A 25088-nucleotide genomic window follows, 5' to 3' on the forward strand; every position below is an offset into this window, starting at 1 on the left:
AAGATTTTCTTCTTTACATCTTTGGCATTTTATCAACCAGAAATTCCGGATACCCGAAATATGTCACGCAAAACGCTCATGACCATTCATCTTTACCTCGCTGCTTTCTTTGCACCGATCATGCTGTTATTTGCAGTCTCTGGTGGCCTCTACCTGACGGGCGTCAAGGGGAGTGTGGAAAAGGGTGAAAGCATATTTTTACCTTCTGTGGCCATTGATGCAGATGCGGAGAAAGAGTCACAGGTTCAGAGTATTCTGGAACAGGCAGGGCTGGACGCAGATTTTGAATACGTTAAAGATCGCGGGCGCCTGCTTCAGACACGGCCTACGAGTCGCGACTACTACGAACTTGAACCTACGCCGCAGGGCGTGAAGATCACGCCTGTGTCGCCAGACCTTATTGCTTCTCTGATGGAGCTCCACAAAGGACATGGGCCCGGTCTGTTCCGTATTCTTGAGCAAGTGACCGCGCTTGGTCTGATCCTGATTCTGATTTCGGGCCTGATTATTGGTCTGAAGTCTCCTCTGCTGAAGAAACCAACCATCGGTTTGACGGCAGCAGGTATTCTGGTATTTGTGGTTCTGGCAGCGATTCTATGAACTCGTGAAAAAGCGGTAAATGGTAGGCTGGCTATAAACAGGTATAGTCAGTCATAAAACGCACTCAGGAAGAGAAACAGCATATGGATCGTGTTACAGGTGTGTATATTCTTACGAAGCGGCTGATCATTATGACAGCCGTTTCGATCTGCATTTTTACCGCGTTATTCTCCGCAACCTTCTTACACGAAGGCCGCTTGATGGTCAGTTGGGCTGTGTTTGTCTGCGGTATTCTGGGTGGGTTTGTCAGTATTCAGCAGCGAGTAAAAACGGTCACCGATCAGGAGCTGCGGTTGCTTACCCGTTCCTGGTTCCAGATTCTGTTGATTCCTATCTTTGGCGGCCTTTTTGCCCTCGTGCTCTATAGCCTCTTTCTTTCCGGGATTATTTCAGGACATATGTTCCCCTGGTTCTATATTCCTGAACCGCATGGGAATCCTGATAATGCCTATATTGTCTCTTTTCTGACCGAGACCTATCCAGCGACAGGTCAGGATATGGCCAAGCTTCTGTTCTGGTCGTTTGTTGCAGGATTCTCGGAGCGTTTCGTTCCTCAGATTATTAATCGTGTGGCGGATCAGGTTGAGGAAGACGAGCGCCAAAAGGACAAGCCTGGCTCGGGCAAGCGTGACGCTACAGCAGAAGGAAAGGAGGCAGCAGAAGATAAGACTAAATGATCTTCCGCTGCCTCAGAATCAGATGATTTGTGGGGCAAGACTCGATGTATGTGCCTGAAGTCCTTTCTCAATCTCAGCGTAGGACTTTTTACACCAGACGCGCGTCCGCTGACGTTCCATTAACGACAGCGTGCCCTCTGCGCGTTCGGTAAGATTCCCGGCAGCCCAGAAATTCAGCGACAGTTTGTCGATTTTACGCATGGTGCCGTCGTGTAGCTCATTGATGGCAATGGATGCTTTTGGGGTAATCCCTGCATCAGCGATTGTCTTCTCAAGGCTACTGAAATCGCCACCACGGCCATAGTTGTGAACCATGACACATGGGAGTTCATCCTGATAGCGATCGAGAAAAGCAGCAGCCAGTCGCGCTGAATCCATGCCATCGTCGACGACGTACCAGAAATAGCACTTCACGCCGGTTTCTTCACATAAGGCGCTGACGTCGTTGTCATCCATCCAGCGCTTAAGGAAACGTTCACTCTGAGCCGGTAGGTCTACAACAACGTTAACGTCGTTCTCCAGGGCGGTTTCAACAATACGGTCCGCGCTCTCGAACTTATCCAGATTTACTGGTTGGGTGAACTCAGGATAAAAGCGGGTCAGGGTGTCGTGGGACTGATCCGCGTCGAACCCTGCGTAGTGCATGTTGTTATCAAGAAAGTACTGCGACAGCAGGCGGGAGAATACGGATTTACCGACACCGCCTTTTTCGCCACCAATAAAGTGGATTGTGCTCATAGTGTGTCCCTGCGATGCCTGCATGGGCAGCAGGCAAAAATGTTTGAAGGTCGACTACGCTAGCACAATCCGGATGTCGGAATTATTTCAATTGTCGTCTTTGACGACGATCACTTGAGTGACTCTCGACCATGCGCCCGGTTAAAGTCGAGCGCAGGGCCGACGGGCACGATGCGCGTTGGGTTGATCATGTCATGGCTGTAATAGTAATGACGCTTGATGTGGGAGAAGTCGACCGTCTCCACAACGCCCGGATGCTGATACAGGTCGCGCACGTAGCCACTGATCGCCGGATAGTCTTCGATACGGCGCAGATTGCATTTGAAGTGACCGAAGTACACGGCATCGAAGCGGATCAGCGTTGTGAACAGGCGCCAGTCAGCCTCTGTCAGTACACTTTTGTCACCATCTCTGACCAGATAACGCTGCTGCGTCAGTCGTTCCTCTAGCCAGTCCAGTGAGTCAAATAATTCGCTGAAGGCAGCTTCATACTTCTCTGCTTTCGTAGCGAAGCCGGCTTTGTACACGCCATTATTGATCGTGTGGTAAACCCGCTCATTCACTTCATCGATCTGAGGTTTTAGATGCTCGGGGCAGAAATCCTGCTGATCGCCGGTAATATTGTTAAAGGCGCTGTTCAGCATACGGATGATCTCAGCAGATTCGTTGCTGACGATACATTCCTGCTGTTTATCCCAGAGCACAGGGACAGTTACCCGGCCCGTGTAATCCGATTTATTGCGGGTATAAATCTGATGCATAAAGTCGCTGTGATAAAGCGGATCGCCAGAGCTGCCTGCCTCGGTATCAAAGGTCCAGCCGTGGTCCAGCATATCGGGAGATACGACAGACACACCAATATGGCCAGCAAGTCCTTTCAGCTGACGAAATATAAGGGTGCGGTGTGCCCAGGGGCAGGCGAGAGAGACATACAGGTGATAGCGGCCCGACTCGGCCTTGAAACCGGCATTCCCGGAAGGACCAGCACTGCCGTCTGCCGTTACCCAGCTTCGTAGTTGCGCGTCTTCGCGTTCGAACGCACCGTCTGACTTATCGGTGTCGTACCATTTGTCGTGCCACTCACCTTTTACCAGCAGTCCCATCGGAGCCTCTCTTGGTCATCATCCTCTGTTCAGATTAGCAGCGGACAGCATGGGTAAAAACCGGGATTCTGGAACAATGGGTTGCAAGCGGTCGAGGAACCGAGCCATACGGCCTGTTGATCAGGTGCCGCAGAAGGTCCTGAACACCTGCTCTGCTGGCAGTGGAGGCGCTTCATACGCAACGTATTCGGCATGTTGCTCGTAGGGTGACTTCAGCGCGCCGAGTAAAGCATCAAATGGAGCGTAGTCCCCTTCTTCCGCCGCCGAGATCACCGCCTGCACCTGATGGTTGCGTGGGATGATGGCAGGATTGTTCTGTTTCATCCGCTCTTCAGCCACTTTCAGTTCTTCGCGTTCGCTCAGTCGTGCCTGCCATTTGCTGATCCAGTCTGAAAGGCGCTGCTTGATGTCATCCGTTGAACGGGCATCAGGTGAATCAAAGAGGGTAAACAGAGCGCTGGTATCATTATTCGGGTCTGTACAGTCACTCAGTCGGCGGAAAAACAACGTGAAGTCGAGACGGCTTTCATCAAGAAGATCGAGCAAAGACTCGAAGCACTCCCGGTCGCCAGTCTCGACTGAGCTGAAGCCAAGCTTCTTCGCCATGCCGGATTCCCAGGCATTCTGGTGCATCTGGACATAGTCATTGAGAATCTGAGTGGCTTCATCAATCGCCTGTTTCTCTGCCGCTTCGCTGGCTGTGTCATTCATAAACAAAGGCAGCATGGCTTCAGCCAGACGGGTCAGGTTCCACTGGCCAATCGCGGGTTGGTTGATGTAAGCATATCGCCCTTGTTGATCAATCGAGCTGAAAACTTTTTTGCGATTAAACGCATCAATAAACGCGCAGGGGCCGTAATCAATTGTCTCGCCGCTGACGGTCATATTGTCGGTGTTCATCACGCCATGAATAAATCCAAGGTTCATCCATGATGCAATTAATTCTGCCTGTTTTTTAACGATATTTTTAAACAGTGATAAATAAATATTCTCGCTTTCAGGACTGCTTTTAAGCTCAGGGAAATGCCGGTCAATCACATGATCTGCCAGCGCTTTCAGGGCAACATGATCTCTGCGTATCGCAAAATACTGAAACGTCCCGACTCGGATATGACTGGATGCCACACGGGCAAATACTGCACCGGGTTCGCGCTGCTGGCGAATCACATGTTCTCCTGAGCTGACCACCGCGAGTGCCCGAGTGGTCGCAATACCTAAGGCATGCATGGCCTCGCACAGGATGTACTCGCGCAGCGCGGGCCCGAGCGGGCTGCGACCGTCTCCTCCGCGCGAAAAGGGAGTCCGCCCAGATCCTTTGAGTTGGATATCTTTCAGCTTTGCGTCGCTGTCGTAGAGATCACCCAGCAGAATGGCGCGGCCATCCCCGAGTTGTGGATTCAGGTTGCCAAACTGATGCCCGGAATACGCCATCGCCAGTGGGTCGGCATTGTGTGGCACCAGATTGCCGGAAAATACCTGAGCGAGTTCTTCATCACCGGCATCGCTGAATTCGATATTTAATTCGGTCGCTAAGGGCGCATTGAAACGAATCAGCGTCGGAGTTTTCACCGGTGTGGGCATAACGCGTTCGAAACACTGCTCAGGGAGTTGCGCGTAGATGTTTTCGAACGGGAAGACGACAGGCATAGCGATGCAACCAATAATAACTGAGTATATTGATAGGGTATTATTGATTGTGGCGTATGTATAGCAGAGCAGGCCCTAGATAAAAAAAGAGCACCCGCGAACGGGTGCTTAAAAAAGGGCCTTAATGATGCCGGGTCTCCCAACAATCGACATCAGCCCAGGAGGAGAAATGCAGCGCATTTCATACCAGAGGAGAGGTAAAGTTTTGTTCCTTAAAAGAAACCGACCTTAGAAGAAATCTGATTTCAGAAAAAGCCTAAGGGACTGGTGGCATAGCTGACCAGCAGGTTCTTGGTCTGCTGATAGTGCTCCAGTGCTACTTTGTGGGTTTCGCGGCCGATGCCGGATTTCTTATAACCACCAAAGGCAGCGTGTGCCGGATAAGCGTGGTAGCAGTTGGTCCAGACTCGACCGGCCTGAATGCCACGGCCCATACGGTAAGCGCGGTTCATGTCGCGGGTCCAGACGCCAGCACCGAGACCAAACTCAGTATCGTTGGCGATTTGCAGGGCTTCGGCCTCGTCTTTGAAGGTAGTCACACTGATGACTGGGCCAAAGATCTCTTCCTGGAACACGCGCATCTGGTTATTGCCTTTAAATACGGTTGGCTGGATGTAGTAACCGGTTTGCAGGTCGCCTTCGAGTTTCTCTGGCGCGCCACCGATCAGGACTTCAGCGCCTTCCTGTTTACCGATTTCAATGTACTTCATGATGCGCTCGTACTGTTCCTGCGATGCCTGAGCACCTACCTGAACGTCGGTATCCAGTGGGTTGCCACGTTTGATGGTCTGAGCACGGGCAACAACTTTCGCAATGAACTCGTCGTAGATGCTTTCCTGAATCAGGGCACGTGAAGGACAGGTACATACTTCACCCTGGTTGAAGAAGGCGAGAACCGTACCTTCAACTGCTTTGTCGAGGAAATCGTCTTCCATCTGCATGACGTCTTCGAAATAGACGTTAGGTGATTTACCACCCAGTTCAACGGTGCTTGGAATCAGAGTTTCTGCTGCACAGCGCAGAATGTGCTGGCCTACTGGTGTTGAGCCAGTGAAAGCCAGCTTGGCGATACGCTTGCTGGTGGCCAGTGCCTGACCTGCTTCTTCACCCACGCCGTTAACGATGTTTACAACACCTGGTGGCAGCAGATCACCGATCAGCTCCATCAGTACCAGAATGGATGCAGGCGTCTGCTCGGCAGGCTTCATCACTACGCAGTTACCTGCCGCCAGTGCTGGGCCCAGTTTCCACGCGGCCATCAATAGCGGGAAGTTCCACGGAATAATCTGGCCAACGACGCCCAGAGGTTCATGAACGTGGTACGACACAGTGGTCTCGTCCAGTTCAGCCATACTGCCTTCCTGTGCACGCAGGCAGCCGGCGAAGTAACGGAAGTGGTCAACGGCCAGTGGAATATCCGCCGCCAGTGTTTCGCGTACGGCTTTACCGTTGTCCCAGGTTTCGGCGATAGCCAGCATCTCCAGATTCGCTTCCATCCGGTCAGCGATCTTGAGAAGAATGTTAGAGCGTTCCTGTACTGAGGTTTTGCCCCAGGCAGGTGCGGCTGCGTGGGCAGCATCGAGCGCTTTTTCGATGTCTGCGTTGTCAGAACGGGCAACGCGACAGAATACTTCACCATTAACCGGGCTGACGTTGTCCATGTAGTTACCATTTACAGGGGCAGCGAATTCGCCATTGATGTAATTGCCGTACTGTTCTTTGAAGGTTACGACTGAACCTGGCTGTCCTGGATTTGCATAGATCATGGTGTTATCTCCGTTGTTATTCTTACCGGTCCTTTCAGGTCTTCGACTAAAGTATTAGTCGGCCCAATCTGCCGGCGTTTTCTGTTGTGTGACTCCAGAGTATGTGGTCTATTGGGGTGATGACTTGCACGACAGTCCGCAAGAATGTTCTCTGAGTCCCGCTGGTGTCAGAATGTGTAACTGGCCCGCAATTACACACGAGAGCGGATTGGCAGACAGAGGCTTTTTCTTAGAACGACTCTATGTAACGACGACGGCGCATTTCTTATGACTACAGAACATCGACCGGGCAGTATGGCTGCACTCGCAGGTGCTCATCGCCAGAAAGTCGTCCCCAGCGAATTAATAGAAAACCGTACGGTATATGCCAGCCAGTTAGCCGAGTTATCTGTGTATGACACTTATGAACAGGCCGATCGTATCCGTCTGGATGCTGGTGAGTTGTTGTACTGCGGCATGATGACCGGCCGGAAAGTCATGCATGGTATGGATGGTTTTTCGACGGAATTTCTTCCTCACGAGTCCTTCGTTGTTGCGCCCGGTGAATATGTTGAAATCGACTTTCCCGAAGCCACGTTAGATACCCCCACCACCTGTATGACGCTGGAAATACCGCGCGAGACTCTGCTGAAAGTCTGCGATCAGCTGAATACTGTCAGCGAGCGACCGAAAGATCTGGGTGAGTGGGAAGTCGAGACACGTCAGTGGCATCTCGCTCACACCGATGCTACTCAGCAGCTACTAGAGCGTATCGTCGCCAGCCACGTACAGAAAGAAGACGATTGTGACCTGGTATTGAACTTCGGAGTAAATGAGCTGGTAGCGCGGATGCTACGTCAGCAGGGGCGGGATTTCTTACTGCGTTGTGTGCAACAGAACCCGACCCAGTCGGGCCTGACGAATGCCGTGGCTTATATTGAAGAGAATCTTGCACAGTCGGTGGATATTGATCAGCTTGCGCGTGTTGCCTGTATGTCGCGCACTAAGCTTTTTCAGCAGTTTAAAAATAGCCTTGGGTGCAGCCCAGCCCAATACCAGCAGCAGCGCCGCTTAGAACACGCCTGCAAACTTATCCGCAGCGGAAAAAGTATTACCAGTACCTGTTATGAACTCGGGTTTTCTAATCCAAGTCATTTCTCCCGTCGCTTTCATCAGCAGTACGGAATGACGCCGAGAGAATTTGCGTCGCGTTAATTTTTTGGTTTTTATTAATTTTAATTTTTTATTTTCTTTTAAAAATAACGACGCGCTTTTCATCCTTACAAATGCAGGATAAACCAAACCTATCTTCGATGTAATTGATCGTTTTTTCGTGCATAAAAATTACATGGGTCGGATCACGGTTGTAATGCCAGTGCATGAATTTTTCGGCATTGCTCCAGCGACTTGTCATTAAAGCCAGAAGGCCTCCCGGCTTTAACATTGATACTAATTTTTTAAGTTCATCTTCCGGGTGATGAAAGTGCTCAAAGCATTCAGTGGCTGTGATGACATCGTACGGCGGGGACAATGCCTTCGGAAAGAAAAACGGGTCATAGTTATCACAGTGGATGCCGTTCTGCTCAAGCAACACAGAAAGGGTGGGGCCCGGACCACAACCATAGTCCAGCGCTATTGTCTTTTCTTTCTGCTCGATGAGATCTAATAACGGCGCCAGCAGAATATTCAGAAACCCGACATAGCCTTCGTCATCTATGCTGTTCTCGTGGGTTGCATAGTATGCTTTCTCTTCATCTGCACTCAGGTAGTCATTGGGATGCATATACGCCAGATAACACTGCCCGCAGGCGAGATAACGACGCGGCATGGCGCTGTCGAGAACCGAAATCTGCTCTGTTTCGTGGCACAAAGGGCAGGGGGGATAAGTCATGTCGGGTATTCCGGTGTGTGCATTTTGCCTACGGCGACCAATTCCGCGACAATAGAGTGCATAGTATCCAGCTTCTGAGAAGCCCGGCAATCATGAGACAGTAATGAGGCGCACAAACCCATGACAACCCGTATCGCCATCAACGGTTTTGGACGTATCGGCCGCTGTGTGCTGCGTGCGCTTTATGAAAACGGTTACCGGCAGGACATCGAAGTGGTCGCGATCAACGAGCTGGCAGACATTGAGTCGCTGAGCTACATGCTGCGTTACGACAGTACGCACGGTCGCTTCAATGGCACCGTCAGCATCGCTGATCAGCAGCACCTGATGGTCAACGGCGATCGTATCTGTGTTCGTCATATCAGTGATCCGGCAGAACTGGATTGGGCTGCGCTGGACGTGGACCTGGTACTGGAATGCAGCGGCCAGATCCGCTCACGCGAAGATGCCGAGCTGCACCTCAGCCGCGGTGCGAAGAAAGTACTGATTTCGAACCCGGCAGACAGCGCAGTCGATAATACCATCATTTATGGTCACAACCATGACTCACTGGCGGCGGATCAGCGCATTGTTTCTAACGGTTCCTGCTCGACCAATGCTCTGATTCCGGTACTGACATTGATTGATCAGGCCTATGGCATTGAAGCCGGGGTCACGACCACCATCCACTCCGCGATGAATGATCAGCCAGTGATTGATGCCTACCACTCAGACCTGCGTCGTACCCGATCATCTGTGCAGAGCATTATTCCTGTCGATACCGGGTTACCCGCGGGGATCGAGCGCCTGATGCCGCAACTGGCCGGCAAAATAGAGAGCCTGCACGTGCGTGTGCCTACCATCAATGTCTCGGCGTTGGATATCACGTTGCAACTCAACAAAGCGACAGATACCGAAGCGGTGAATCAGTTACTGGCAACGGCGGCTAACCAGAGTTTCGACGGGATTCTTGGCCTGACCCGCGAAGCCCACGCCTCTATCGATTTTAATCATGATCCGCGTTCCGCCATTGTGGATGCGACTCAGACCCGGGTCAGCGGCGGACGCTTGCTCAAACTGTTGGTCTGGTTTGATAACGAGTGGGGCTTTGCGAACCGTATGTTGGATACGGCCAGTGAGATGATTGTGATCAAGGTCTGATTAAGCGCTTTTCTTTTCCCCAAACTGTAACTCGGCCAACCGCTTATACAAGGGCGAGCGTTCAAGCAGTTCATCGTGCGTGCCGACAGCCACGATACGTCCCTGATCCATCACAACGATGCGGTCGACGTGTTTGATGGTCGACAGACGATGCGCGATCACAAAGCTGGTGCGGTTCTGCATCAGTTTATCTAACGCCTGTTGCACAAGGTACTCGCTCTGGGCATCTAAGGCGCTGGTGGCTTCATCAAGCAGGAGGATTTTCGGATCGTGCAGAATCGCTCGGGCGATGGCCAAGCGTTGCTTCTGACCACCCGATAGTTTCACGCCGCCTTCTCCCAGATACGACTCGTATTGTTCCGGCAGCTGCTGAATAAATTCATCGGCATGCGCCGCTTTGGCGGCAGCGAGAATATCCGCATCGGAGGCGTCAGGTCGGCCGTAGCGCAGGTTTTCCAGCACGTTTGTGCTGAACAGTACCGGCTGTTGAGGCACCAGAGCAAACTGGCTGCGCAGTTGCTGCAGCTGCCAGTCTGCCAGTGGCGTGCCATCAAGCAGAATCTCTCCCTGTTGTGGATCACGAAAGCGCAGTAGCATATCGAACAGGGTGGACTTGCCCGCCCCGGAAGGGCCGACTAAGGCAATGCGTTCACCGGCGTTAACTTCCAGATTCAAGTCGCTGAGTGCTTCCCGGTCGGGGCGGGATGGATAGTAATAAGTGACACCCCGGAAACTAATCTGAGGTGCCGTCTGCTGTGAGGTTGGCCTTACAGATTCCGATGGCGATTGGATATCTGCCTCAGCCGCCATCAGTTCACGAATACGCTCCGCCGCGCCGGCAGCACGCTGTACTTCACCATACACTTCCGTCACTGCCGCCAGCGAACCACCGACCATGATGGCGTAGAATACGAAGGCGGCCAGATCACCGCCACTCAGGCCGCCGGTAATCACATCGTGACCGCCTACATACAGCATGCTAGCAACTGATCCCATCACCAGAACCATAACCAGAGCAATCATCAGGGCGCGCTGTTTAATCCGCAGTAAAGCCACAGAAAAGGCGGACTCGGCGGCGTCGCTGAACTGTTTGTTCACGCTGTCTTCACGGGTAAAGGCCTGCACGACTTTGATGTGTTGCAGACTTTCGCCCGCCCAGGCGCCGACGCTGGCAACTTTGTCCTGACTTTCGCGCGAAAGCTTTTTCACTTTTCGCCCGAAGAACACCATAGGAAATACCACCAGAGGCACCGCCACTAAAACGATCAGGCTGAGTTTCAGGTTGGTGATAAACATCAGGGTAATGCCACCCACAAAGGTCAGAGCGTTACGCAGTGCAAATGAGAATGATGAGCCAATTACGGTTTGTAGAAGGGTGGTGTCGGTAGTGATCCGGCTCTGGATTTCGCCGGACAGATTATCCTCAAAAAACGACGGCGGCAGTGTGACTAAGTGTCGGTAGAACGTTTTACGGATGTCCGCGACCACCCGCTCTCCCAGCCAGGACACCATATAGAACCGGAAGTAAGCCCCCACGGATACGGCAACCACCAAAATGGCGAAAAAGATCACTGCGTCTTTCAGGCCTTCAACTGAACTGGCCGCGAACCCCTGATCGATCATCAGACGAACGCCCTGACCAAGGCTGAGCGTCAGGCCAGCTGTAGTCACCAGCGCGATCACTGCAATGGTTAAACGCAGTTTGTAAGGGCGGATAAATTGCCAGAGCCAGCGCAGCATCAGAAAGCCTTTGAACCGTAAATACATGAAAGGCTAAGCAGGCTATCGGCACTTACCGAGGTAAACAAGGTAAAGGTCAGTTCTGGGCGGTGATTGTCATGTGTGGGCCGGTGAAACGCACTGTTCATGCTGGTATACTCCGCGCGATTTCTAACCAACTTGTTGGCATCGCCCCGCTTTGACGGCCGCGCGGTGCCTGTTTGAAGTGGGGTAGTGCGGAGTCAGGCTGAGCGTCTGTCGCTCTTTTATTTAGAAAGCGCGCCAGACGAGAGTAGCGGGATGTATTCACCGCGTCTCAGCATGGCTACGCACTATCACGCTGAAGAATTTAAAAGACTCCATTATCTGGGACATGACTATGACTGTTTTGAAAATGACCGACCTGGACCTGAAAGGAAAACGGGTTCTGATCCGCGAAGACCTGAACGTGCCGGTAAAAGACGGCAAGGTGACTTCTGATGTGCGTATCCGCGCGTCACTGCCAACCATTCAGCACGCGCTTGAAGCCGGTGCCAAAGTCATTGTGATGTCTCACCTGGGTCGTCCGACCGAAGGCGAATACGCCGAAGAGTTCTCCATGCAGCCTGTGGCTGATCACCTCGCTGGCCTGCTGGGCCGCGACGTCAACGTTGTGAAAGACTTCCGCGCTGGCATCGAACTGGCCGATGGTGAGCTTGCACTGCTCGACAACGTGCGCTTTAACAAAGGCGAAAAGAAAGACGAAGACGAATTGGCCAAAGCCTACGCTGAACTGTGCGATATTTTCGTGATGGACGCCTTCGGTACCGCGCACCGCGCTCAGGCGTCTACCCACGGTGTCGCTAAGTTTGCACCCGTTGCTTGCGCAGGGCCTCTACTGGCCGCTGAACTCGACGCACTCGGTAAGGCTCTGGATAAGCCTGCTCGTCCGCTGGTCGCCATCGTTGGTGGCTCTAAAGTGTCCACCAAACTTGAAGTACTCGAAAGTCTGTCCGACATCTGTGACCAGATCATCGTAGGTGGCGGTATTGCTAATACCTTCCTGGCAGCAGCAGGCAAGCCAGTTGGTAAGTCACTGTACGAAGAAGACCTGATTCCAGCGGCGAAAAAGCTGATGGAAAAGGTTTCTATTCCAGTACCAACCGACGTTGTGTGTGGTAAAGAATTCTCTGAAACCGCAGCAGCGACTCTGAAGTCTGCTGACGACGTTGAAGCTGATGACATGATCTTCGACATCGGCCCAGACTCAGCCAAGGCACTGGCAGAACAGCTGAAAGAAGCGAAAACCATCATCTGGAACGGCCCAGTGGGTGTATTCGAATTTGATCAGTTCGGCGAAGGCACCAAAGCTCTGTCTCTGGCAATCGCTGCCTCTGACTCCTTCTCCATCGCGGGTGGCGGTGACACCCTGGCAGCCGTGGACAAGTACAACATTGCTGAGCAGGTGTCTTACATCTCGACTGGTGGTGGTGCATTCCTTGAATTCGTAGAAGGCAAAGTATTGCCAGCAGTAGCGATTCTGGAAGAGCGCGCGAAGTGAAAGCGTTACTGTTGATTGCTGTTTGCCTGCTCACGGCTTGCGCACAGCACACCATCGATGAGGACTCAGCCGTTCAGCAATCGGTGGATCAGCAGAACAGGCATTTTGAGACGATGGGCGTGCCGAGGAATCACCAGCCTCAACCGCAGGCGCCGTTTTATTAAGCGTTAGCCGAAAGAAAAGGTTTAGCTTAGAAATATCGTCTCTATTTAAACCCCAGCAATGCTGGGGTTTTTCGTATTGACCACCTTGCGAAGCGACATTCTTCCCTCGAGGTTTCTATCCCCTCCTTTAATCGCTAGAATACCCGGATATTTTTTAGTCCCCATTTTATAGACCCATTGAAGGTATTCTCATGGCATTGATCAGCATGCGTCAGATGCTGGACCACGCAGCCGAGTTCGGCTACGGCGTACCAGCGTTCAACGTAAACAACCTCGAACAGATGCGCGCCATCATGGAAGCGGCAGACAAAACGGATTCTCCTGTGATTGTGCAGGCCTCTGCAGGTGCCCGTAAGTACGCAGGTGCTCCGTTTCTGCGCCACCTGATTCTGGCTGCCATCGAAGAATTCCCGCACATCCCGGTATGTATGCACCAGGATCACGGTACCTCTCCGGCGGTATGTCAGCGTTCTATCCAGCTGGGCTTCAGCTCAGTGATGATGGATGGTTCTCTGGGTGAAGACGGCAAAACGCCGACCGATTACGAGTACAACGTTGATGTAACCCGTCGCACCGTTGAAATGGCGCACGCTTGCGGCGTTTCGGTAGAAGGCGAGCTGGGTTGTCTGGGGTCTCTGGAAACTGGTCAGGCCGGTGAAGAGGATGGTATTGGAGCAGAAGGCACTCTCTCTCACGATCAGATGCTGACTGACCCAGAAGAAGCCGCTGACTTCGTACGCAAGACTCAGGTAGATGCGCTGGCGATTGCCTGCGGCACCTCACACGGCGCCTACAAGTTTACTCGTCCGCCAACGGACGACATTCTGGCCATCGATCGTATCAAAGAGATCCACAAGCGTATCCCGGATACTCACCTGGTGATGCACGGTTCGTCTTCTGTACCTCAGGAATGGCTGGCGGTGATCAACGAGTTCGGTGGTGAAATCCCGGAAACTTACGGTGTGCCAGTCGAGCAGATCGTTGAAGGTATCAAGTTTGGCGTTCGTAAAGTGAACATCGATACTGACCTGCGTCTGGCCTCTACCGGTGCCATCCGTCGTTTCATGGCTCAGAATACTGCGGAGTTTGACCCACGTAAGTACCTGAAAGAGTCTGTTAAAGCGATGAGCGAAATCTGTATCGCCCGTTACGAAGCCTTCGGTACTGCGGGTAATGCGTCTAAGATCAAAGCGATCTCTCTGGACGATATGTTCGAGAAGTACCAGAGCGGTGCTCTTGATCCAAAAATCAGCTGATCTGTTGATCCAGTTGATAGTAAAAAGGCGCTTCGGCGCCTTTTTTATTGCCTGTATTTCCTGCACCATAATAAATATAACCAAAAAGGAATGAAGATGAGCAGGCTAGAGCACAAAATACCCCCTCCCTTGGTTGGCCTTTTATGCGCACTACTGATGTGGGGGTTAAGCACGCAGACGCCGGTAATACACTGGTGGGGAGTAACTGCACAAACAGTGACGGGTGTTTTAGTCGTCATCGGCCTGTTTCTGGATTCCGGTGGGCTTGTCTCATTTATCCGCAAGAAAACGACCATCAATCCGATCAAGATCGAGAAGGCGTCAGCGCTGGTCACCGGTGGAGTGTATCGATTTACCCGCAATCCCATGTACCTGGGAATGGCCTTCCTGCTGAGTGCGCTGGGTGTGTGGCTTCAGAGCCCGGCGGCCTTCATTGGGCCTGCCATTTTTGTGGGGTACATCACCCGCTTCCAGATAATTCCGGAAGAGCGAATCCTGCTCATGCTCTTTGGTCAGGATTACTCAGATTATCAGGCCAGGGTCAGGCGATGGCTCTAGGGCATCCTGGTGTACGGCCTTAGTCACGGGTCGGAACACTTTTCGAAATTCCAGCATATACTCTAAGGGTTTTCCTTTTGGGCCTTTAGTATGTCTGACCTATCCGATGCTCTGGAGCAGCTTACCCACGCCTTTGACCCGGTTGCTGTGCTGAAGGGCAGTAAGCTGCTAGAGCAAAGTCTGTTGAGCTTACTCCGTACCGCACGAACAAAGCTGAGAATGGAAGTCGGCTTTATATCGCGCTTCGATGGGGATATGCGGACCTTCTATCTGGTAGATTCGGCTCCGGGTGTTGATATTGTCCGGTCTGGCGGATCGGATTACCGGGGTGAAAGCCTGTGTCAGAGGGTCGTGGATGGCCGCGCACCGCAACTGATAGGAGATGCACAACAGACCTCCGGGGCAAGTGACCTCACCGCTGTGAAACTGGTGCCGGTCGGGGCTCATATCAGTGTTCCTATCGTGTTCTCTGACGGCTCTGTGTTTGGCACCTTTTGTGTTTTCAGTCGTTATTCCATCCCTGAGCTTAACTATCGAAGCCTGGCGATGTGCCGGGTGTTTGCTGATGCGATCGCGACTATGATCGAAGAGGCAGAGGCTTTACCTCAGTATGAATCTGAGCATCGTATTCAATTGAAAAGCGAAGTTACCGAGCTGATCACCACACATGGACTGAAGTATGTTCGGGTTCCGCTGGTTAATCTTAATACTGGTAAGCAAGAGGGCACGGAGTTAATACCGAGCCTGGTGAGGGCAACAGATAACATAGCGAGCCCACTACTGCTTGTGCACCAGGCTGTTCGTTTAGGTCTCGCAAATCTGATAGGTGTAAATTTAATTGAGCAATTGCTGGCTGAGCTATCAGCATCACCCCATGAAAGACATGTAGTAGTTAACGTTACGCCAGAATTTCTCGCAGAGTTTAATTTTACAGCTTGGCTCAATAATGATCTTTGTGGCCGGATAGTTTTTGAGATATCTGAACACAACCGCGTCGCCAGTTATCATGAACTGAAGCGAATACTACAGCCGCTGAGTCAATCTGGTATCCGGTTGTCTATTGATAATGCGGGGGCCGGATTTGCATCGATGCAGCATATATTGCAGCTACAGCCTGAGTTCGTAAAACTGGATAGTGGCCTTACTTGTGGCATCGCCTCAGACACCGGCCAGCAGGCGATGCTGCAGGCTCTTTTGCTGTTCTCAAGGTCTCAAGGAAGCACCTTAGTTGCGGATGGAATATCGGATAAACAGGATGAGGACTACCTGCTCCACTCCGGGATATCACTTGGGCAATATTGCCAGTAGTTCTACATATCTTGAGCAGTAGATTCTTGCGTTTAAGTTTATTTGGGAAGCTGGCCATAGTTTGGCGTATTTTGTCTTCTATCGTCGGTTCAATCACCATAAACCGAGCTGAAAATACGATATTTGCCTGAATGACCGTTGAAGATTTATTCACGCTTTGCAGAAATAATCCGTACAAACGCTCCATATTTGACCTGACTGGAGAATGCTGGGAGGTGTCACCTTGTGGGGCATGTTTAATTCCGACAGAGTGCTATAGTTCCATGGTGAAGAGTCTGAAGGTATTACTTAATGGAAAAGCGCCCGGATGTCGCGAGACAGCTCGCAGAGGTGATCAATGAGCCTGCTCCTAAAAGCCCGGAAACACTGAAAACAGCGATCTCGAGTCTTATACGTTCTGTACGTGATCGGCTTGATATGGATGTGGGTTTTTTATCTGAGTTCAGCCAGGATCAGCGGGTATTCCGTTTCGTCGATTGCGCCAGTGATGCCAATCTGGTGTCTGAAGACAGCTGTGGCCCATTAAAAGATAGTTTCTGTGAGATGATCGCCGATGGCCGCCTTAAGCAGCTGGTACCGGATACTGAAGTAAGTGGCGAAACAGACCTGGTTCCCGAATTTACGACGATTCCCGTTAAATCCCACGTCAGTGTTCCTGTTGTTTTGTCTGATGGCCATACCTTCGGTACGTTCTGTATTTTCAGTCGTGAGGTTAAGCCAAAACTTAATAATCGTAGCCTGATGCTCGTACGGGTTTTCGCTGATGTTATTGCGGCTTTGATTGAAGATGCTCGTAAAGGCAGCGAAGAAAATCGCCAGCGTCAGGAAGTCATTCTCGATATTCTCGAGCGTGATGAGTTACTTCTGCACGCCCAGCCAATCTGTGCTCTGACAGACCGTTCCGTTAAGGGGTTTGAATTACTGGCGCGTTTATCGACAGACCTTGATCTGTCACCGGCTCAACTCTTTATTGATGCGGATCGCCTTGGCCTGTCGTCGGCGATTGGCCTCAGAGTAGTAGAGAAGTCTAAAGAGGCCCTGGCGGTGCTACCTGCTAATGCATATGTTTCTATCAACGTAACGCCGTCCTTCCTTCTCCAATGTGATATTTCAGGAATTTACACCCCTGAAGAAGCAAAGCGTATTGTTCTCGAGCTGACAGAGCATGAGGAAATCGCGGACTACGACCTCTTAAATGCCCGCCTGAAACCGCTTCGGGATTCGGGGATGCGTCTGGCCATTGATGATGCGGGTGCAGGCTATGCGAGCATGCGTCACATTCTTTTACTCAGCCCGGATATGTTGAAACTGGACATGAGCTTGATCCGTGACATCGATCAGGACAGAGATAAGCAGTCTCTGGTTGCTGCGCTGAGGGGCTTTGCCGAAGTTCAGGGATATAAAGTTGTCGCCGAGGGGATAGAAACCGAAAGCGAACTCGCTGAGTTAGAGACGCTGTTTATAGGCTACGGGCAGGGCTATCTTTTATCTCGCCCGCAGCCATTAGCAACGTTTACTGAATGACGTAGTGCGGCTGTCAAGCAGCCGCTGCAGTATCTTTAATTTTCTGTACCATGGCCCGCAAACCATTTCCTCGTGTCGGGCTAAGGTGCTTCACTAAGTCGACCTGCTTAAAGTACTCATCACTGTCGAAAGTAAGAATCTCTGCTGGCGTTTTAAAGTTGTATGCCGCCAGCACCATTCCCAGCAGCCCCCGAACAATATGTGCATCGGAGTCGGCTTCAAAGACAAGCTTTCCATCTTCCGCAGAGTGATCAATCCATACCTGGCTCTGGCAGCCACGAAGAAGAAACTCATCGGTTTTCTTGTCGTCGCTCATTCCGGGAAGTTCTTTCCCCAGGTCAATAATGTACTTATAGCGTTCTTCCCAGTCATCGAAGAAGCTCAGAGTATCGACGATGTCTTCACTGGTAATACTATTTCCAAAAGGACTTTCGAAGGACATGTTGGCTCCTTATAGAGATTCAATGAATGTGCGAATACGCTGAGCCGCTTCAATGCACTCCGATGTCTCAGCAACCAGCGCCATGCGAATACGGTGCTCACCAGGGTTAATACCTTCGACTGTACGCGAAAGGTATGAGCCCGGCAGTACAGTCACGTTCTGTTGAGCAAACAGCTGCTGAGCAAATGTTTCTTCGTTAATCGGCGTCTTGGGCCATAAATAGAAGCTCGCTTCCGTCTGTTTAACGTCCAGTACCGGGCTGAGAATCTCAAGAACTGAGCGGAACTTCTGAGTGTACTCGCTGCGATTCTGCTGTACGTGGCTTTCATCGTTCCAGGCTGCGATGCTCGCTAGTTGAGTGTGAACCGGCATCGCGCAACCATGGTAAGTACGGTAGAGCAAAAACGGCTTCAGCAGATCGGCGTCGCCGGCAATAAAGCCAGAGCGCAGGCCCGGCAGATTTGAGCGTTTAGACAGCGAGTGGAATACCACGCAGCGTTTGAAGTCTTTGCGGCCGAGTTGCTCACAGGCTTCCAGCAGGCCCATCGGTGCATCGGCACCATCCACATAAATTTCTGAATAGCACTCGTCGCTGGCGAGTACAAAATCGTATTTATCGGCCAGTTCAATCAGTTTTCTGAAGTCGTCCAGCTTCAGGGTTGAGCCGGTCGGGTTGCCAGGAGTGCAGACAAACAAAAGCTGGCAGCGGTGCCAGACCTCTTCAGGCACAGCATCGTAATCCGGGTTGAAACCGTTTTCCTCAAGGCATGGTAAGAAGTGCGGTTCGGCACCTGAAAGGTAAGCTGCGCCTTCGTAAATCTGGTAGAAAGGATTCGGAGAAACAACCAGAGGACGATACTGGCTGCGATTAACGACTGCCTGAGTAAAAGCAAAGATGGCTTCACGGGTACCGTTTACCGGAATGACCTGAGATACCGGATCGACGTTCTCCAGCGAAAAACGGCGTTCCAGCCAGCTGGCGATGGCCGAGTTCAACTCTGGCAGGCCCTTCGTCGTCGGGTAGTTCTCAACGCGTTGCAGTTCTGTGCGCAGGGTATCAAGTACAAACTCCGGCGCTGGGTGCTTAGGTTCGCCAATCGACAGGGCGATATGCTCCAGATCTGCAGGAGGCGTGACCTCGCCCTTCAGTTTGGCCAGTTTTTCAAATGGGTAAGGCTGGAGTTTGCTCAGATCTGGGTTCATGCCGCTTCCGGTCTTGTTGTTCAGAAAGCGCGCATTATAGCCCTTTTACAGCGCAATTCCGATTGTGTGAAGTAAACAAAAAAGCCCCGCCAGTCTGCACTGGCGGGGCTTTTTATTTGCTAGTTAAAGCAGGTCTTATTTAGACGCTTCAACGATACGCTTCATGTCAGTCATGTAGCCACGCAGCTCAGCACCAACCCACTCAACTGGGTGGTTACGGATAGCTTCGTTAACTTCGATCAGACGAGCGTTGTCTACAGAATTAGACTTCAGGTTCAGGCCTTTACCGATCACGTCAGTGCTGATGTGTGGCATGAACTTCTCGCGCAGCAGAGGTACGGCAGCGTGAGAGAACAGGTAGTTACCGTATTCAGCCGTGTCAGAGATAACAACGTTCATCTCGTACAGTTTACGACGTGCAATAGTGTTCGCGATCAGTGGAGTTTCGTGCAGAGACTCGTAGTAAGCAGACTCTTCAACGATACCGCTTTCAACCATAGATTCGAACGCCAGCTCAACGCCCGCTTTGATCATAGCAACCAGCATGATGCCGTGGTCGAAGTATTCCTGTTCGTCGATCTGAACGTCAGAAGCTGGTGCTTTTTCGAAGCCAGTTTCTGCCGTTTCTTCACGCCATTTCAGCAGGTTCGCATCGTCGTTTGCCCAGTCGGCCATCATAGTGGAAGAGAATTCGCCTTCCATGATGTCAGCCTGGTGCTTGCGGAACAGAGGACGCATCAGTTCTTTCAGTTCTTCAGCCATGTCAAACGCAACGATTTTCGCTGGGTTAGACAGACGATCCATCATGTTAGTGATGCCGCCGTACTTCAGAGCTTCAGTCACAGTTTCCCAACCGTACTGAATCAGCTTGGCTGCGTAGCCTTCGTCGATACCGTCTTCAACCATTTTCTCGAAGCCCAGGATCGCACCAGTCTGCAGCATACCGCACAGAATAGTCTGCTCGCCCATCAGGTCAGACTTAACTTCAGCAACGAAAGACGATTCCAGACAGCCAGCGCGGTGACCGCCAGTCGCTGCAGCCCATGCTTTAGCGATGTCCCAGCCTTCGCCTTTAGGGTCGTTTTCTGGGTGAACAGCGATCAGAGTCGGTACACCGAAGCCACGCTTGTATTCTTCACGTACTTCAGAACCCGGGCACTTAGGTGCAACCATAACAACAGTCAGGTCTTCACGGATCTGCATGCCTTCTTCAACAATGTTGAAGCCGTGGGAGTAACCCAGGCAAGCGCCTTCTTTCATCAGAGGCATAACCGCATTCACAACAGAAGTGTGCTGCTTGTCTGGCGTCAGGTTCATAACCAGGTCAGCAGTTGGGATCAGCTCTTCGTAAGTACCAACGTTGAAGCCATTTTCGGTAGCGTTTTTCCATGACTGACGTTTCTCAGCGATCGCAGCTTCACGCAGAGCGTAAGATACGTCCAGGCCAGAGTCGCGCATGTTCATACCCTGGTTCAGGCCCTGAGCACCACAACCAACGATGACAACTTTCTTACCTTTCAGGAATTCAGCTTCAGAAGCGAATTCAGAACGGTCCATGAAACGGCAGCGGCCGAGTTGATCCAGCTTCTGCTGGAGGTTCAGAGTATTAAAGTAGTTAGCACCCATCACAATTCTCCTGTAATGAAAGCTGGCTGCATCGCCCTGACTGTGTTGCCGGTTCACCGTGAGTGCTCACTTATTACAATAAGCTCCGCGCTCCCAGTGAACCGCCGCCTTGTCAGGCCATCTTCGCCGACGCTTTCGCAGTTAAGTTAAACCACTCGCCTTGCTCTGACTGCCTCGGTTACGCTTCCAAGACGGTGCGATGTGTAGCTAGTGGTTGATATAAAAATTCGAGACGAATGATAGGTGATGAGCGTCGTTGCGTAAAATGCTATTATTGCTAGCAGTTGTTGCAAATACTGCAATGTCGAGTCAGGTACCTATTTAGCCTATGGAATACAAAGACTTACGGGTTTTCCTTACCGTCGTTGAAGCTCAGCATCTCGGACGGGCGGGGCAGCAATTACATATGAGCCCTTCAACACTCAGCCGTCGTATCAGTCGTATGGAACAGGATGCGGGTGCTCAGTTACTGGTACGTGACAGCGGGCCGTTAACCTTAACGCCAGCCGGCGAGCTGTTTCGCCAGCATGCGGAGCAGACACTGGATGCCTGGCAATCGCTGCGCTCCGCGGTAAATGCGGAGGTGAGTGATCTGGAGGGGTCGCTGACGCTCTTTTGTTCTGTCACCGCCAGTTATTCTTTTCTGGCTGATCTGTTGGCCCGGTTCAGGGAGCAATATCCTAAAGTTGATCTGCGGATTCATACGGGTGATGCCGCGGAGTCTATCCCCAGAGTCGCCTCCGGGGATGCGGATGTCGTGATTGCTGCAAGGCCCGAACAATTGTCGCCTGACCTGACGTTCAGGGGGATTTCTGAGTCGCCGTTGCTGTTTATCGCGCCAAGAACGGTGGGAACTGTTCCTCAGCTCTCACAATCAGACATATCGTGGGCCGAGGTGCCTATGGTGCTCTCAGAGACTGGTCTGGCACGTACACGCGTAAACCAATGGTTTGCTTCACGTAGTCTGACGCCCAACATCTATGCACAGGTGACGGGGCACGAAGCCATTGTCAGCATGGTGGCACTCGGCGTGGGTGTTGGGGTTGTCCCTCAGGTTGTCTTACAGAACAGCCCACTTCTTAACCGTGTGCGGGTGTTGTCGGTAACGCCTGAACTGGAGCCCTTTCATATTGGGCTCTGCTCGCGGACGGAACGACTCAATGAGCCAGTCTTACAGGCGCTTTGGCAAACCGCAGGGCGATGACATGGCCAGATGGACTGGTTTCGCCCATAATAGCCGCAGAACTTTAAAATCCGCAGCTCATGCGGGCCGAACACATTAAGGATCATAGTGTGAGTGATAACGAAGACGCTCAGGTACCGGTAGCAACCAAAAGGGACAGGAAGGGGATTTACCTCTTGCCCAACCTGTTTACGACGGGTGCATTGTTTTCAGGATTTTACGCCGTCGTTGCCGGCATGAACGGCGATTTTGAGAATGCAGCCATCGCAATTTTTGTCGCCATGGTGCTGGATGGACTTGATGGTCGCGTTGCGCGTATGACGAATACCCAGAGTGATTTCGGCGCAGAGTATGACAGCCTCGCCGACATGGTCTCTTTTGGTGTGGCGCCTGCGCTGGTCGCGTTCAGCTGGGCGTTGCAGGATCTGGGTAAAGTCGGCTGGGTCGCAGCTTTCGTCTACTGTGCGGGGGCAGCTCTACGTCTCGCGCGCTTTAATACTCAGCTGGCGGTGGCTGATAAAAACTACTTCACCGGACTGGCGAGTCCTTCTGCAGCGGCAATTGTTGCTGGGAATATCTGGGTCTTCACAGAGTCGGGCACGCAGGGAGCTGATGCTGCCTGGTGGATGGCTATTATCGTGACCGCAGCGGGCCTGTTAATGGTCAGCAACTTCAAGTACCACAGTTTCAAAGGTCTGGATCTGCGCGGCAAGATTCCTTTTGTCGCCTTGCTGGCCATTGTTATGGGCTTTGCGATTGTATCGATTGATCCCGCAACGGTCCTGCTGGCTGTCTTTATGTTGTATGCATTATCTGGCCCGGCATGGGCGGTGAAAGAAAAGTTGTTTGATTAACGACTATACGAATGTAGACATAAATATGGAAAGAAGCCCGGCACAACAACCGGGCTTTTTTGTCAGAGTAATTCAGCCATTAGAGGTGCATATGCTGATTCCAAAGCGTCGTTACCCCAAAATCGATCCTTCAGAGATCACGCCAGAAGAGTTGTACGTCAACAGGCGTCTCTTTATGAAGGGCAGTCTCACTGCGGCAGCGGCACTCAGTACAATACAGGCACAGGCGCTTGTGTCACCTGAGGGAGGTAGTCGTATACCTGAAGGCCCTGAGTGGCTGGAGAAGGCCGTCGTTAATGCGTCTGAAACGTCCTTTGGTGCTGGTGAAAAGCCAGCGCCTTATAGCTCAGCTACGCAGTACAACAACTTCTATGAGTTCGGGATGAGTAAGTCGGACCCATTCGAAAACTCAGGTAAGTTCACGACAGACCCATGGAACATGACTGTTGAAGGTGAGTGCGAGGTGAAAGGCTCCTTCGCGCTCGAAGATCTTCTAAAGGGAATCGACCTGGAAGAGCGGATTTATCGACTGCGTTGTGTAGAGGCGTGGTCAATGGTGATCCCTTGGGTAGGTTTCCCACTGGCTGAGCTGATTAAACGCTTCAAGCCCTTATCTTCAGCCAAGTACGTCGAGTTCGTGACTGTTGAGCGACCAAAAGAAATGCCGGGGCAGCGCTCGGTATTCTCTACTATCGATTGGCCTTACCGAGAGGGGCTCAGAATGGATGAGGCCATGAATCCACTGACGCTCATGGCAGTAGGGATGTACGGCAATGTCCTGCCAAATCAGAACGGAGCGCCGATGCGCCTTGTTGTTCCGTGGAAGTACGGCTTCAAGAGCATTAAGTCGATCGTAAAAATCCGTTTCCGCGAAACCATGCCTCCGACGACTTGGAACGATCTTGCTCCCCAGGAATATGGCTTCTATGCCAACGTAAATCCGGAAGTCGATCATCCGCGATGGAGTCAGGCTTCTGAGCGGCGCCTGCCTAACAGCATCTTCAGCCCCAACCGGATACCGACTGAAATGTTTAACGGGTACGGCAAACAGGTTGCTCACCTGTATAAACGTATGGATCTGCGTAAATGGTACTAACGCTGACTGGGCGTAGGTGGCTTATTGGTATCGCCTGCGCACTACCACTCATATACTTAGTGCAGGCAATAGTCCGGGTGCAGACAGGCGAATGGAACCTGTTAGGGCCGGAACCTGGCAAGGCAATTACCCACTTTACAGGCACATGGGGCTTCAACTTCTTGCTGCTGACACTCGCAGTGACACCGATAGTAAGACTTACGAAACAGAAGTGGCTGATGCCACACCGGAGAATGTTGGGCCTCTATGCAGCTTTCTATGTATCTTTGCACGCATTAGCGTACCTGGCTCTCCTTCTGGGGTGGCAGTGGGGTGAGTTAGGTCGTGAGGTCGTGGAGCGTCCATATCTCTTGGTTGGAGCTTTATCATGGTTGCTCTTGTTGCCGCTGGTGATCACCTCGACGAAAACATGGCAGCGAAGGCTGAAGAGGCGCTGGAAGAAACTGCACCAACTCATCTATGTAATCGTAGCCCTCGCAGCCGTTCACTATTTATTACAAATCAGGGCTAGCTGGTTTGAGCCTGTCGCCTACACTCTTATAGCTGCATTCCTGCTGGCGTTAAGACTATGGTTTTTTGCTAAGAAGAAACGCGCCAGAACTTCCTGAAAATTATTACAGAAAGTAGTTGACCCAAATCGCCGCATCTCTATAATGCGCCGCTCTTGATCGTTACCCAGCACAGCGCTGAAACGAAAAGGAAAACGGGTCGAAAAAAGGTGTTGACCAAGTCTGAAAAGACTGTAGAATGCGCCGCCTGATCCGACAGAGAGGCTCCTCGGAGTTGTCTGGAAAAGGTTTACAACTTGTTGATTTTAAAAGATTTTTTTGAAAATTAACGGTTGACAGCGAAAGGTTCTCTGGTAGAATGCTTCGCACTGATCGGGACGCTGAGTTGTCCGGATCAGATGTCAAGAATTAAGAAGTTCGCTTCTTAAGAAAGTTTAAAAAACTTGTTGACATCGAAAGCTGCTTCTGTAAAATGCGCAGCCCGCTTTGAGAGAAAGCTTCTGGCAGATTCAAAGCAACGTTCTTTAAAAATTAGCATTAAGTAATTCGTGTGGGTGCTTACTGA

Annotated in this window: 22 protein-coding genes; 13 read left to right on the forward strand and 9 right to left on the reverse strand. The window is 51.6% G+C overall.

The window, feature by feature from the left end:
• Both AC5E51_RS15560 and AC5E51_RS15565 read left to right on the forward strand, forming a co-directional pair.
• A partial coding sequence (locus tag AC5E51_RS15560) for a hypothetical protein (protein ID WP_491778800.1) occupies window positions 1-600 on the forward strand: 600 nt, incomplete at its 5' end.
• Window positions 601-683: 83 nt separating this feature from the next.
• Complete coding sequence (locus AC5E51_RS15565) at window positions 684-1277, forward strand: hypothetical protein (protein ID WP_301377941.1); 594 nt, start codon at window positions 684-686, stop codon at window positions 1275-1277.
• Window positions 1278-1295: 18 nt separating this feature from the next.
• Here the strand turns inward: AC5E51_RS15565 and AC5E51_RS15570 are convergent, their stop codons facing one another.
• From AC5E51_RS15570 to exaC, 4 genes are all read right to left on the reverse strand, one after another.
• The gene (locus AC5E51_RS15570; protein ID WP_068438163.1) at window positions 1296-2015 is read right to left on the reverse strand and encodes a P-loop NTPase family protein; all 720 of its coding nucleotides are present in this window, start codon (window positions 2013-2015) and stop codon (window positions 1296-1298) included.
• 110 nt (window positions 2016-2125) lie between these two features.
• A complete protein-coding gene (locus AC5E51_RS15575) occupies window positions 2126-3118 on the reverse strand; it encodes a glutathione S-transferase family protein (RefSeq protein ID WP_068438159.1) in 993 nt (330 codons plus the stop codon).
• Window positions 3119-3238: 120 nt separating this feature from the next.
• Complete coding sequence (locus tag AC5E51_RS15580) at window positions 3239-4765, reverse strand: protein adenylyltransferase SelO (RefSeq protein WP_491778801.1); 1527 nt, start codon at window positions 4763-4765, stop codon at window positions 3239-3241.
• 245 nt (window positions 4766-5010) lie between these two features.
• A complete protein-coding gene (exaC, locus tag AC5E51_RS15585) occupies window positions 5011-6531 on the reverse strand; it encodes an acetaldehyde dehydrogenase ExaC (RefSeq protein WP_068438154.1) in 1521 nt (506 codons plus the stop codon).
• 267 nt (window positions 6532-6798) lie between these two features.
• Between exaC and AC5E51_RS15590 the strand changes: the two genes are divergently transcribed.
• Entirely contained in the window at window positions 6799-7725 is a 927-nt protein-coding gene (locus tag AC5E51_RS15590) for an AraC family transcriptional regulator (RefSeq protein ID WP_301179754.1), read from the forward strand.
• Window positions 7726-7753: 28 nt separating this feature from the next.
• On the opposite strand, the gene AC5E51_RS15595 is transcribed toward AC5E51_RS15590, so the two are convergent.
• Complete coding sequence (locus AC5E51_RS15595; protein WP_068438146.1) at window positions 7754-8401, reverse strand: class I SAM-dependent methyltransferase; 648 nt, start codon at window positions 8399-8401, stop codon at window positions 7754-7756.
• 120 nt (window positions 8402-8521) lie between these two features.
• Here AC5E51_RS15595 and AC5E51_RS15600 point away from each other — a divergent pair, with 120 nt between their 5' ends.
• Window positions 8522-9541 (forward strand): type I glyceraldehyde-3-phosphate dehydrogenase, encoded by a 1020-nt coding sequence (locus AC5E51_RS15600; RefSeq protein WP_068438143.1) that lies wholly within the window; start codon window positions 8522-8524, stop codon window positions 9539-9541.
• On the opposite strand, the gene AC5E51_RS15605 is transcribed toward AC5E51_RS15600, so the two are convergent.
• The gene (locus tag AC5E51_RS15605; RefSeq protein WP_491778802.1) at window positions 9542-11281 is read right to left on the reverse strand and encodes an ABC transporter transmembrane domain-containing protein; all 1740 of its coding nucleotides are present in this window, start codon (window positions 11279-11281) and stop codon (window positions 9542-9544) included.
• Window positions 11282-11639: 358 nt separating this feature from the next.
• On the opposite strand from AC5E51_RS15605, the gene AC5E51_RS15610 reads away from it, so the two are divergent.
• The 5 genes from AC5E51_RS15610 to AC5E51_RS15630 all read left to right on the forward strand — a co-directional run bounded on the left by AC5E51_RS15610 (window position 11640) and on the right by AC5E51_RS15630 (window position 17610).
• Window positions 11640-12800 (forward strand): phosphoglycerate kinase, encoded by a 1161-nt coding sequence (locus AC5E51_RS15610; protein WP_068438137.1) that lies wholly within the window; start codon window positions 11640-11642, stop codon window positions 12798-12800.
• 355 nt (window positions 12801-13155) lie between these two features.
• A complete protein-coding gene (gene fba / locus AC5E51_RS15615; protein ID WP_068438134.1) occupies window positions 13156-14220 on the forward strand; it encodes a class II fructose-bisphosphate aldolase in 1065 nt (354 codons plus the stop codon).
• 156 nt (window positions 14221-14376) lie between these two features.
• Window positions 14377-14778, forward strand: coding sequence for a methyltransferase family protein (locus AC5E51_RS15620; RefSeq protein WP_491778803.1), 402 nt, complete (start codon window positions 14377-14379; stop codon window positions 14776-14778).
• Between the two features lie 90 nt (window positions 14779-14868).
• Complete coding sequence (locus AC5E51_RS15625; RefSeq protein ID WP_491778804.1) at window positions 14869-16086, forward strand: EAL domain-containing protein; 1218 nt, start codon at window positions 14869-14871, stop codon at window positions 16084-16086.
• A gap of 291 nt (window positions 16087-16377) precedes the next feature.
• Window positions 16378-17610 (forward strand): sensor domain-containing phosphodiesterase, encoded by a 1233-nt coding sequence (locus AC5E51_RS15630; protein WP_301388568.1) that lies wholly within the window; start codon window positions 16378-16380, stop codon window positions 17608-17610.
• A 13-nt stretch (window positions 17611-17623) separates the two neighbouring features.
• Here AC5E51_RS15630 and AC5E51_RS15635 read toward each other — a convergent pair whose 3' ends face one another.
• The 3 genes from AC5E51_RS15635 to ilvC form a co-directional block, all read right to left on the reverse strand.
• Window positions 17624-18052, reverse strand: coding sequence for a SufE family protein (locus AC5E51_RS15635; RefSeq protein WP_068438126.1), 429 nt, complete (start codon window positions 18050-18052; stop codon window positions 17624-17626).
• 9 nt (window positions 18053-18061) lie between these two features.
• Entirely contained in the window at window positions 18062-19255 is a 1194-nt protein-coding gene (dapC, locus tag AC5E51_RS15640; RefSeq protein WP_068438124.1) for a succinyldiaminopimelate transaminase, read from the reverse strand.
• Window positions 19256-19390: 135 nt separating this feature from the next.
• On the reverse strand, window positions 19391-20881 hold the full coding sequence (ilvC, locus tag AC5E51_RS15645; RefSeq protein ID WP_068438119.1) for a ketol-acid reductoisomerase: 1491 nt from the start codon (window positions 20879-20881) through the stop codon (window positions 19391-19393).
• A gap of 328 nt (window positions 20882-21209) precedes the next feature.
• Here ilvC and ilvY point away from each other — a divergent pair, with 328 nt between their 5' ends.
• The 4 genes from ilvY (at window position 21210) to msrQ (ending at window position 24622) form a co-directional block, all read left to right on the forward strand.
• Window positions 21210-22085 (forward strand): HTH-type transcriptional activator IlvY, encoded by an 876-nt coding sequence (gene ilvY, locus AC5E51_RS15650; protein ID WP_068438116.1) that lies wholly within the window; start codon window positions 21210-21212, stop codon window positions 22083-22085.
• 59 nt (window positions 22086-22144) lie between these two features.
• On the forward strand, window positions 22145-22918 hold the full coding sequence (pssA, locus tag AC5E51_RS15655) for a CDP-diacylglycerol--serine O-phosphatidyltransferase (protein WP_084189041.1): 774 nt from the start codon (window positions 22145-22147) through the stop codon (window positions 22916-22918).
• Between the two features lie 91 nt (window positions 22919-23009).
• Entirely contained in the window at window positions 23010-24014 is a 1005-nt protein-coding gene (gene msrP, locus AC5E51_RS15660; protein ID WP_068438606.1) for a protein-methionine-sulfoxide reductase catalytic subunit MsrP, read from the forward strand.
• Complete coding sequence (msrQ, locus tag AC5E51_RS15665; protein WP_068438609.1) at window positions 24005-24622, forward strand: protein-methionine-sulfoxide reductase heme-binding subunit MsrQ; 618 nt, start codon at window positions 24005-24007, stop codon at window positions 24620-24622. Before msrP ends, msrQ begins: the two co-directional genes overlap by 10 nt.
• Window positions 24623-25088 lie beyond the last annotated feature (466 nt).

The organism is Thalassolituus sp., assembly GCF_984348125.1.

Excerpts from the sequence above, each read along its gene's own strand:
- AC5E51_RS15565 (WP_301377941.1), top strand. The coding sequence starts at position 684 with ATGGATCGTGTTACAGGTGTGTATATTCTTACGAAGCGGCTGATCATT.
- AC5E51_RS15570 (WP_068438163.1), bottom strand. The coding sequence starts at position 2,015 with ATGAGCACAATCCACTTTATTGGTGGCGAAAAAGGCGGTGTCGGTAAA.
- AC5E51_RS15575 (WP_068438159.1), bottom strand. The coding sequence starts at position 3,118 with ATGGGACTGCTGGTAAAAGGTGAGTGGCACGACAAATGGTACGACACC.
- AC5E51_RS15580 (WP_491778801.1), bottom strand. The coding sequence starts at position 4,765 with ATGCCTGTCGTCTTCCCGTTCGAAAACATCTACGCGCAACTCCCTGAG.
- exaC (WP_068438154.1), bottom strand. The coding sequence starts at position 6,531 with ATGATCTATGCAAATCCAGGACAGCCAGGTTCAGTCGTAACCTTCAAA.
- AC5E51_RS15590 (WP_301179754.1), top strand. The coding sequence starts at position 6,799 with ATGACTACAGAACATCGACCGGGCAGTATGGCTGCACTCGCAGGTGCT.
- AC5E51_RS15595 (WP_068438146.1), bottom strand. The coding sequence starts at position 8,401 with ATGACTTATCCCCCCTGCCCTTTGTGCCACGAAACAGAGCAGATTTCG.
- AC5E51_RS15600 (WP_068438143.1), top strand. The coding sequence starts at position 8,522 with ATGACAACCCGTATCGCCATCAACGGTTTTGGACGTATCGGCCGCTGT.
- AC5E51_RS15605 (WP_491778802.1), bottom strand. The coding sequence starts at position 11,281 with ATGCTGCGCTGGCTCTGGCAATTTATCCGCCCTTACAAACTGCGTTTA.
- AC5E51_RS15610 (WP_068438137.1), top strand. The coding sequence starts at position 11,640 with ATGACTGTTTTGAAAATGACCGACCTGGACCTGAAAGGAAAACGGGTT.
- fba (WP_068438134.1), top strand. The coding sequence starts at position 13,156 with ATGGCATTGATCAGCATGCGTCAGATGCTGGACCACGCAGCCGAGTTC.
- AC5E51_RS15620 (WP_491778803.1), top strand. The coding sequence starts at position 14,377 with ATGTGGGGGTTAAGCACGCAGACGCCGGTAATACACTGGTGGGGAGTA.
- AC5E51_RS15625 (WP_491778804.1), top strand. The coding sequence starts at position 14,869 with ATGTCTGACCTATCCGATGCTCTGGAGCAGCTTACCCACGCCTTTGAC.
- AC5E51_RS15630 (WP_301388568.1), top strand. The coding sequence starts at position 16,378 with ATGGAAAAGCGCCCGGATGTCGCGAGACAGCTCGCAGAGGTGATCAAT.
- AC5E51_RS15635 (WP_068438126.1), bottom strand. The coding sequence starts at position 18,052 with ATGTCCTTCGAAAGTCCTTTTGGAAATAGTATTACCAGTGAAGACATC.
- dapC (WP_068438124.1), bottom strand. The coding sequence starts at position 19,255 with ATGAACCCAGATCTGAGCAAACTCCAGCCTTACCCATTTGAAAAACTG.
- ilvC (WP_068438119.1), bottom strand. The coding sequence starts at position 20,881 with ATGGGTGCTAACTACTTTAATACTCTGAACCTCCAGCAGAAGCTGGAT.
- ilvY (WP_068438116.1), top strand. The coding sequence starts at position 21,210 with ATGGAATACAAAGACTTACGGGTTTTCCTTACCGTCGTTGAAGCTCAG.
- pssA (WP_084189041.1), top strand. The coding sequence starts at position 22,145 with ATGCGGGCCGAACACATTAAGGATCATAGTGTGAGTGATAACGAAGAC.
- msrP (WP_068438606.1), top strand. The coding sequence starts at position 23,010 with ATGCTGATTCCAAAGCGTCGTTACCCCAAAATCGATCCTTCAGAGATC.
- msrQ (WP_068438609.1), top strand. The coding sequence starts at position 24,005 with ATGGTACTAACGCTGACTGGGCGTAGGTGGCTTATTGGTATCGCCTGC.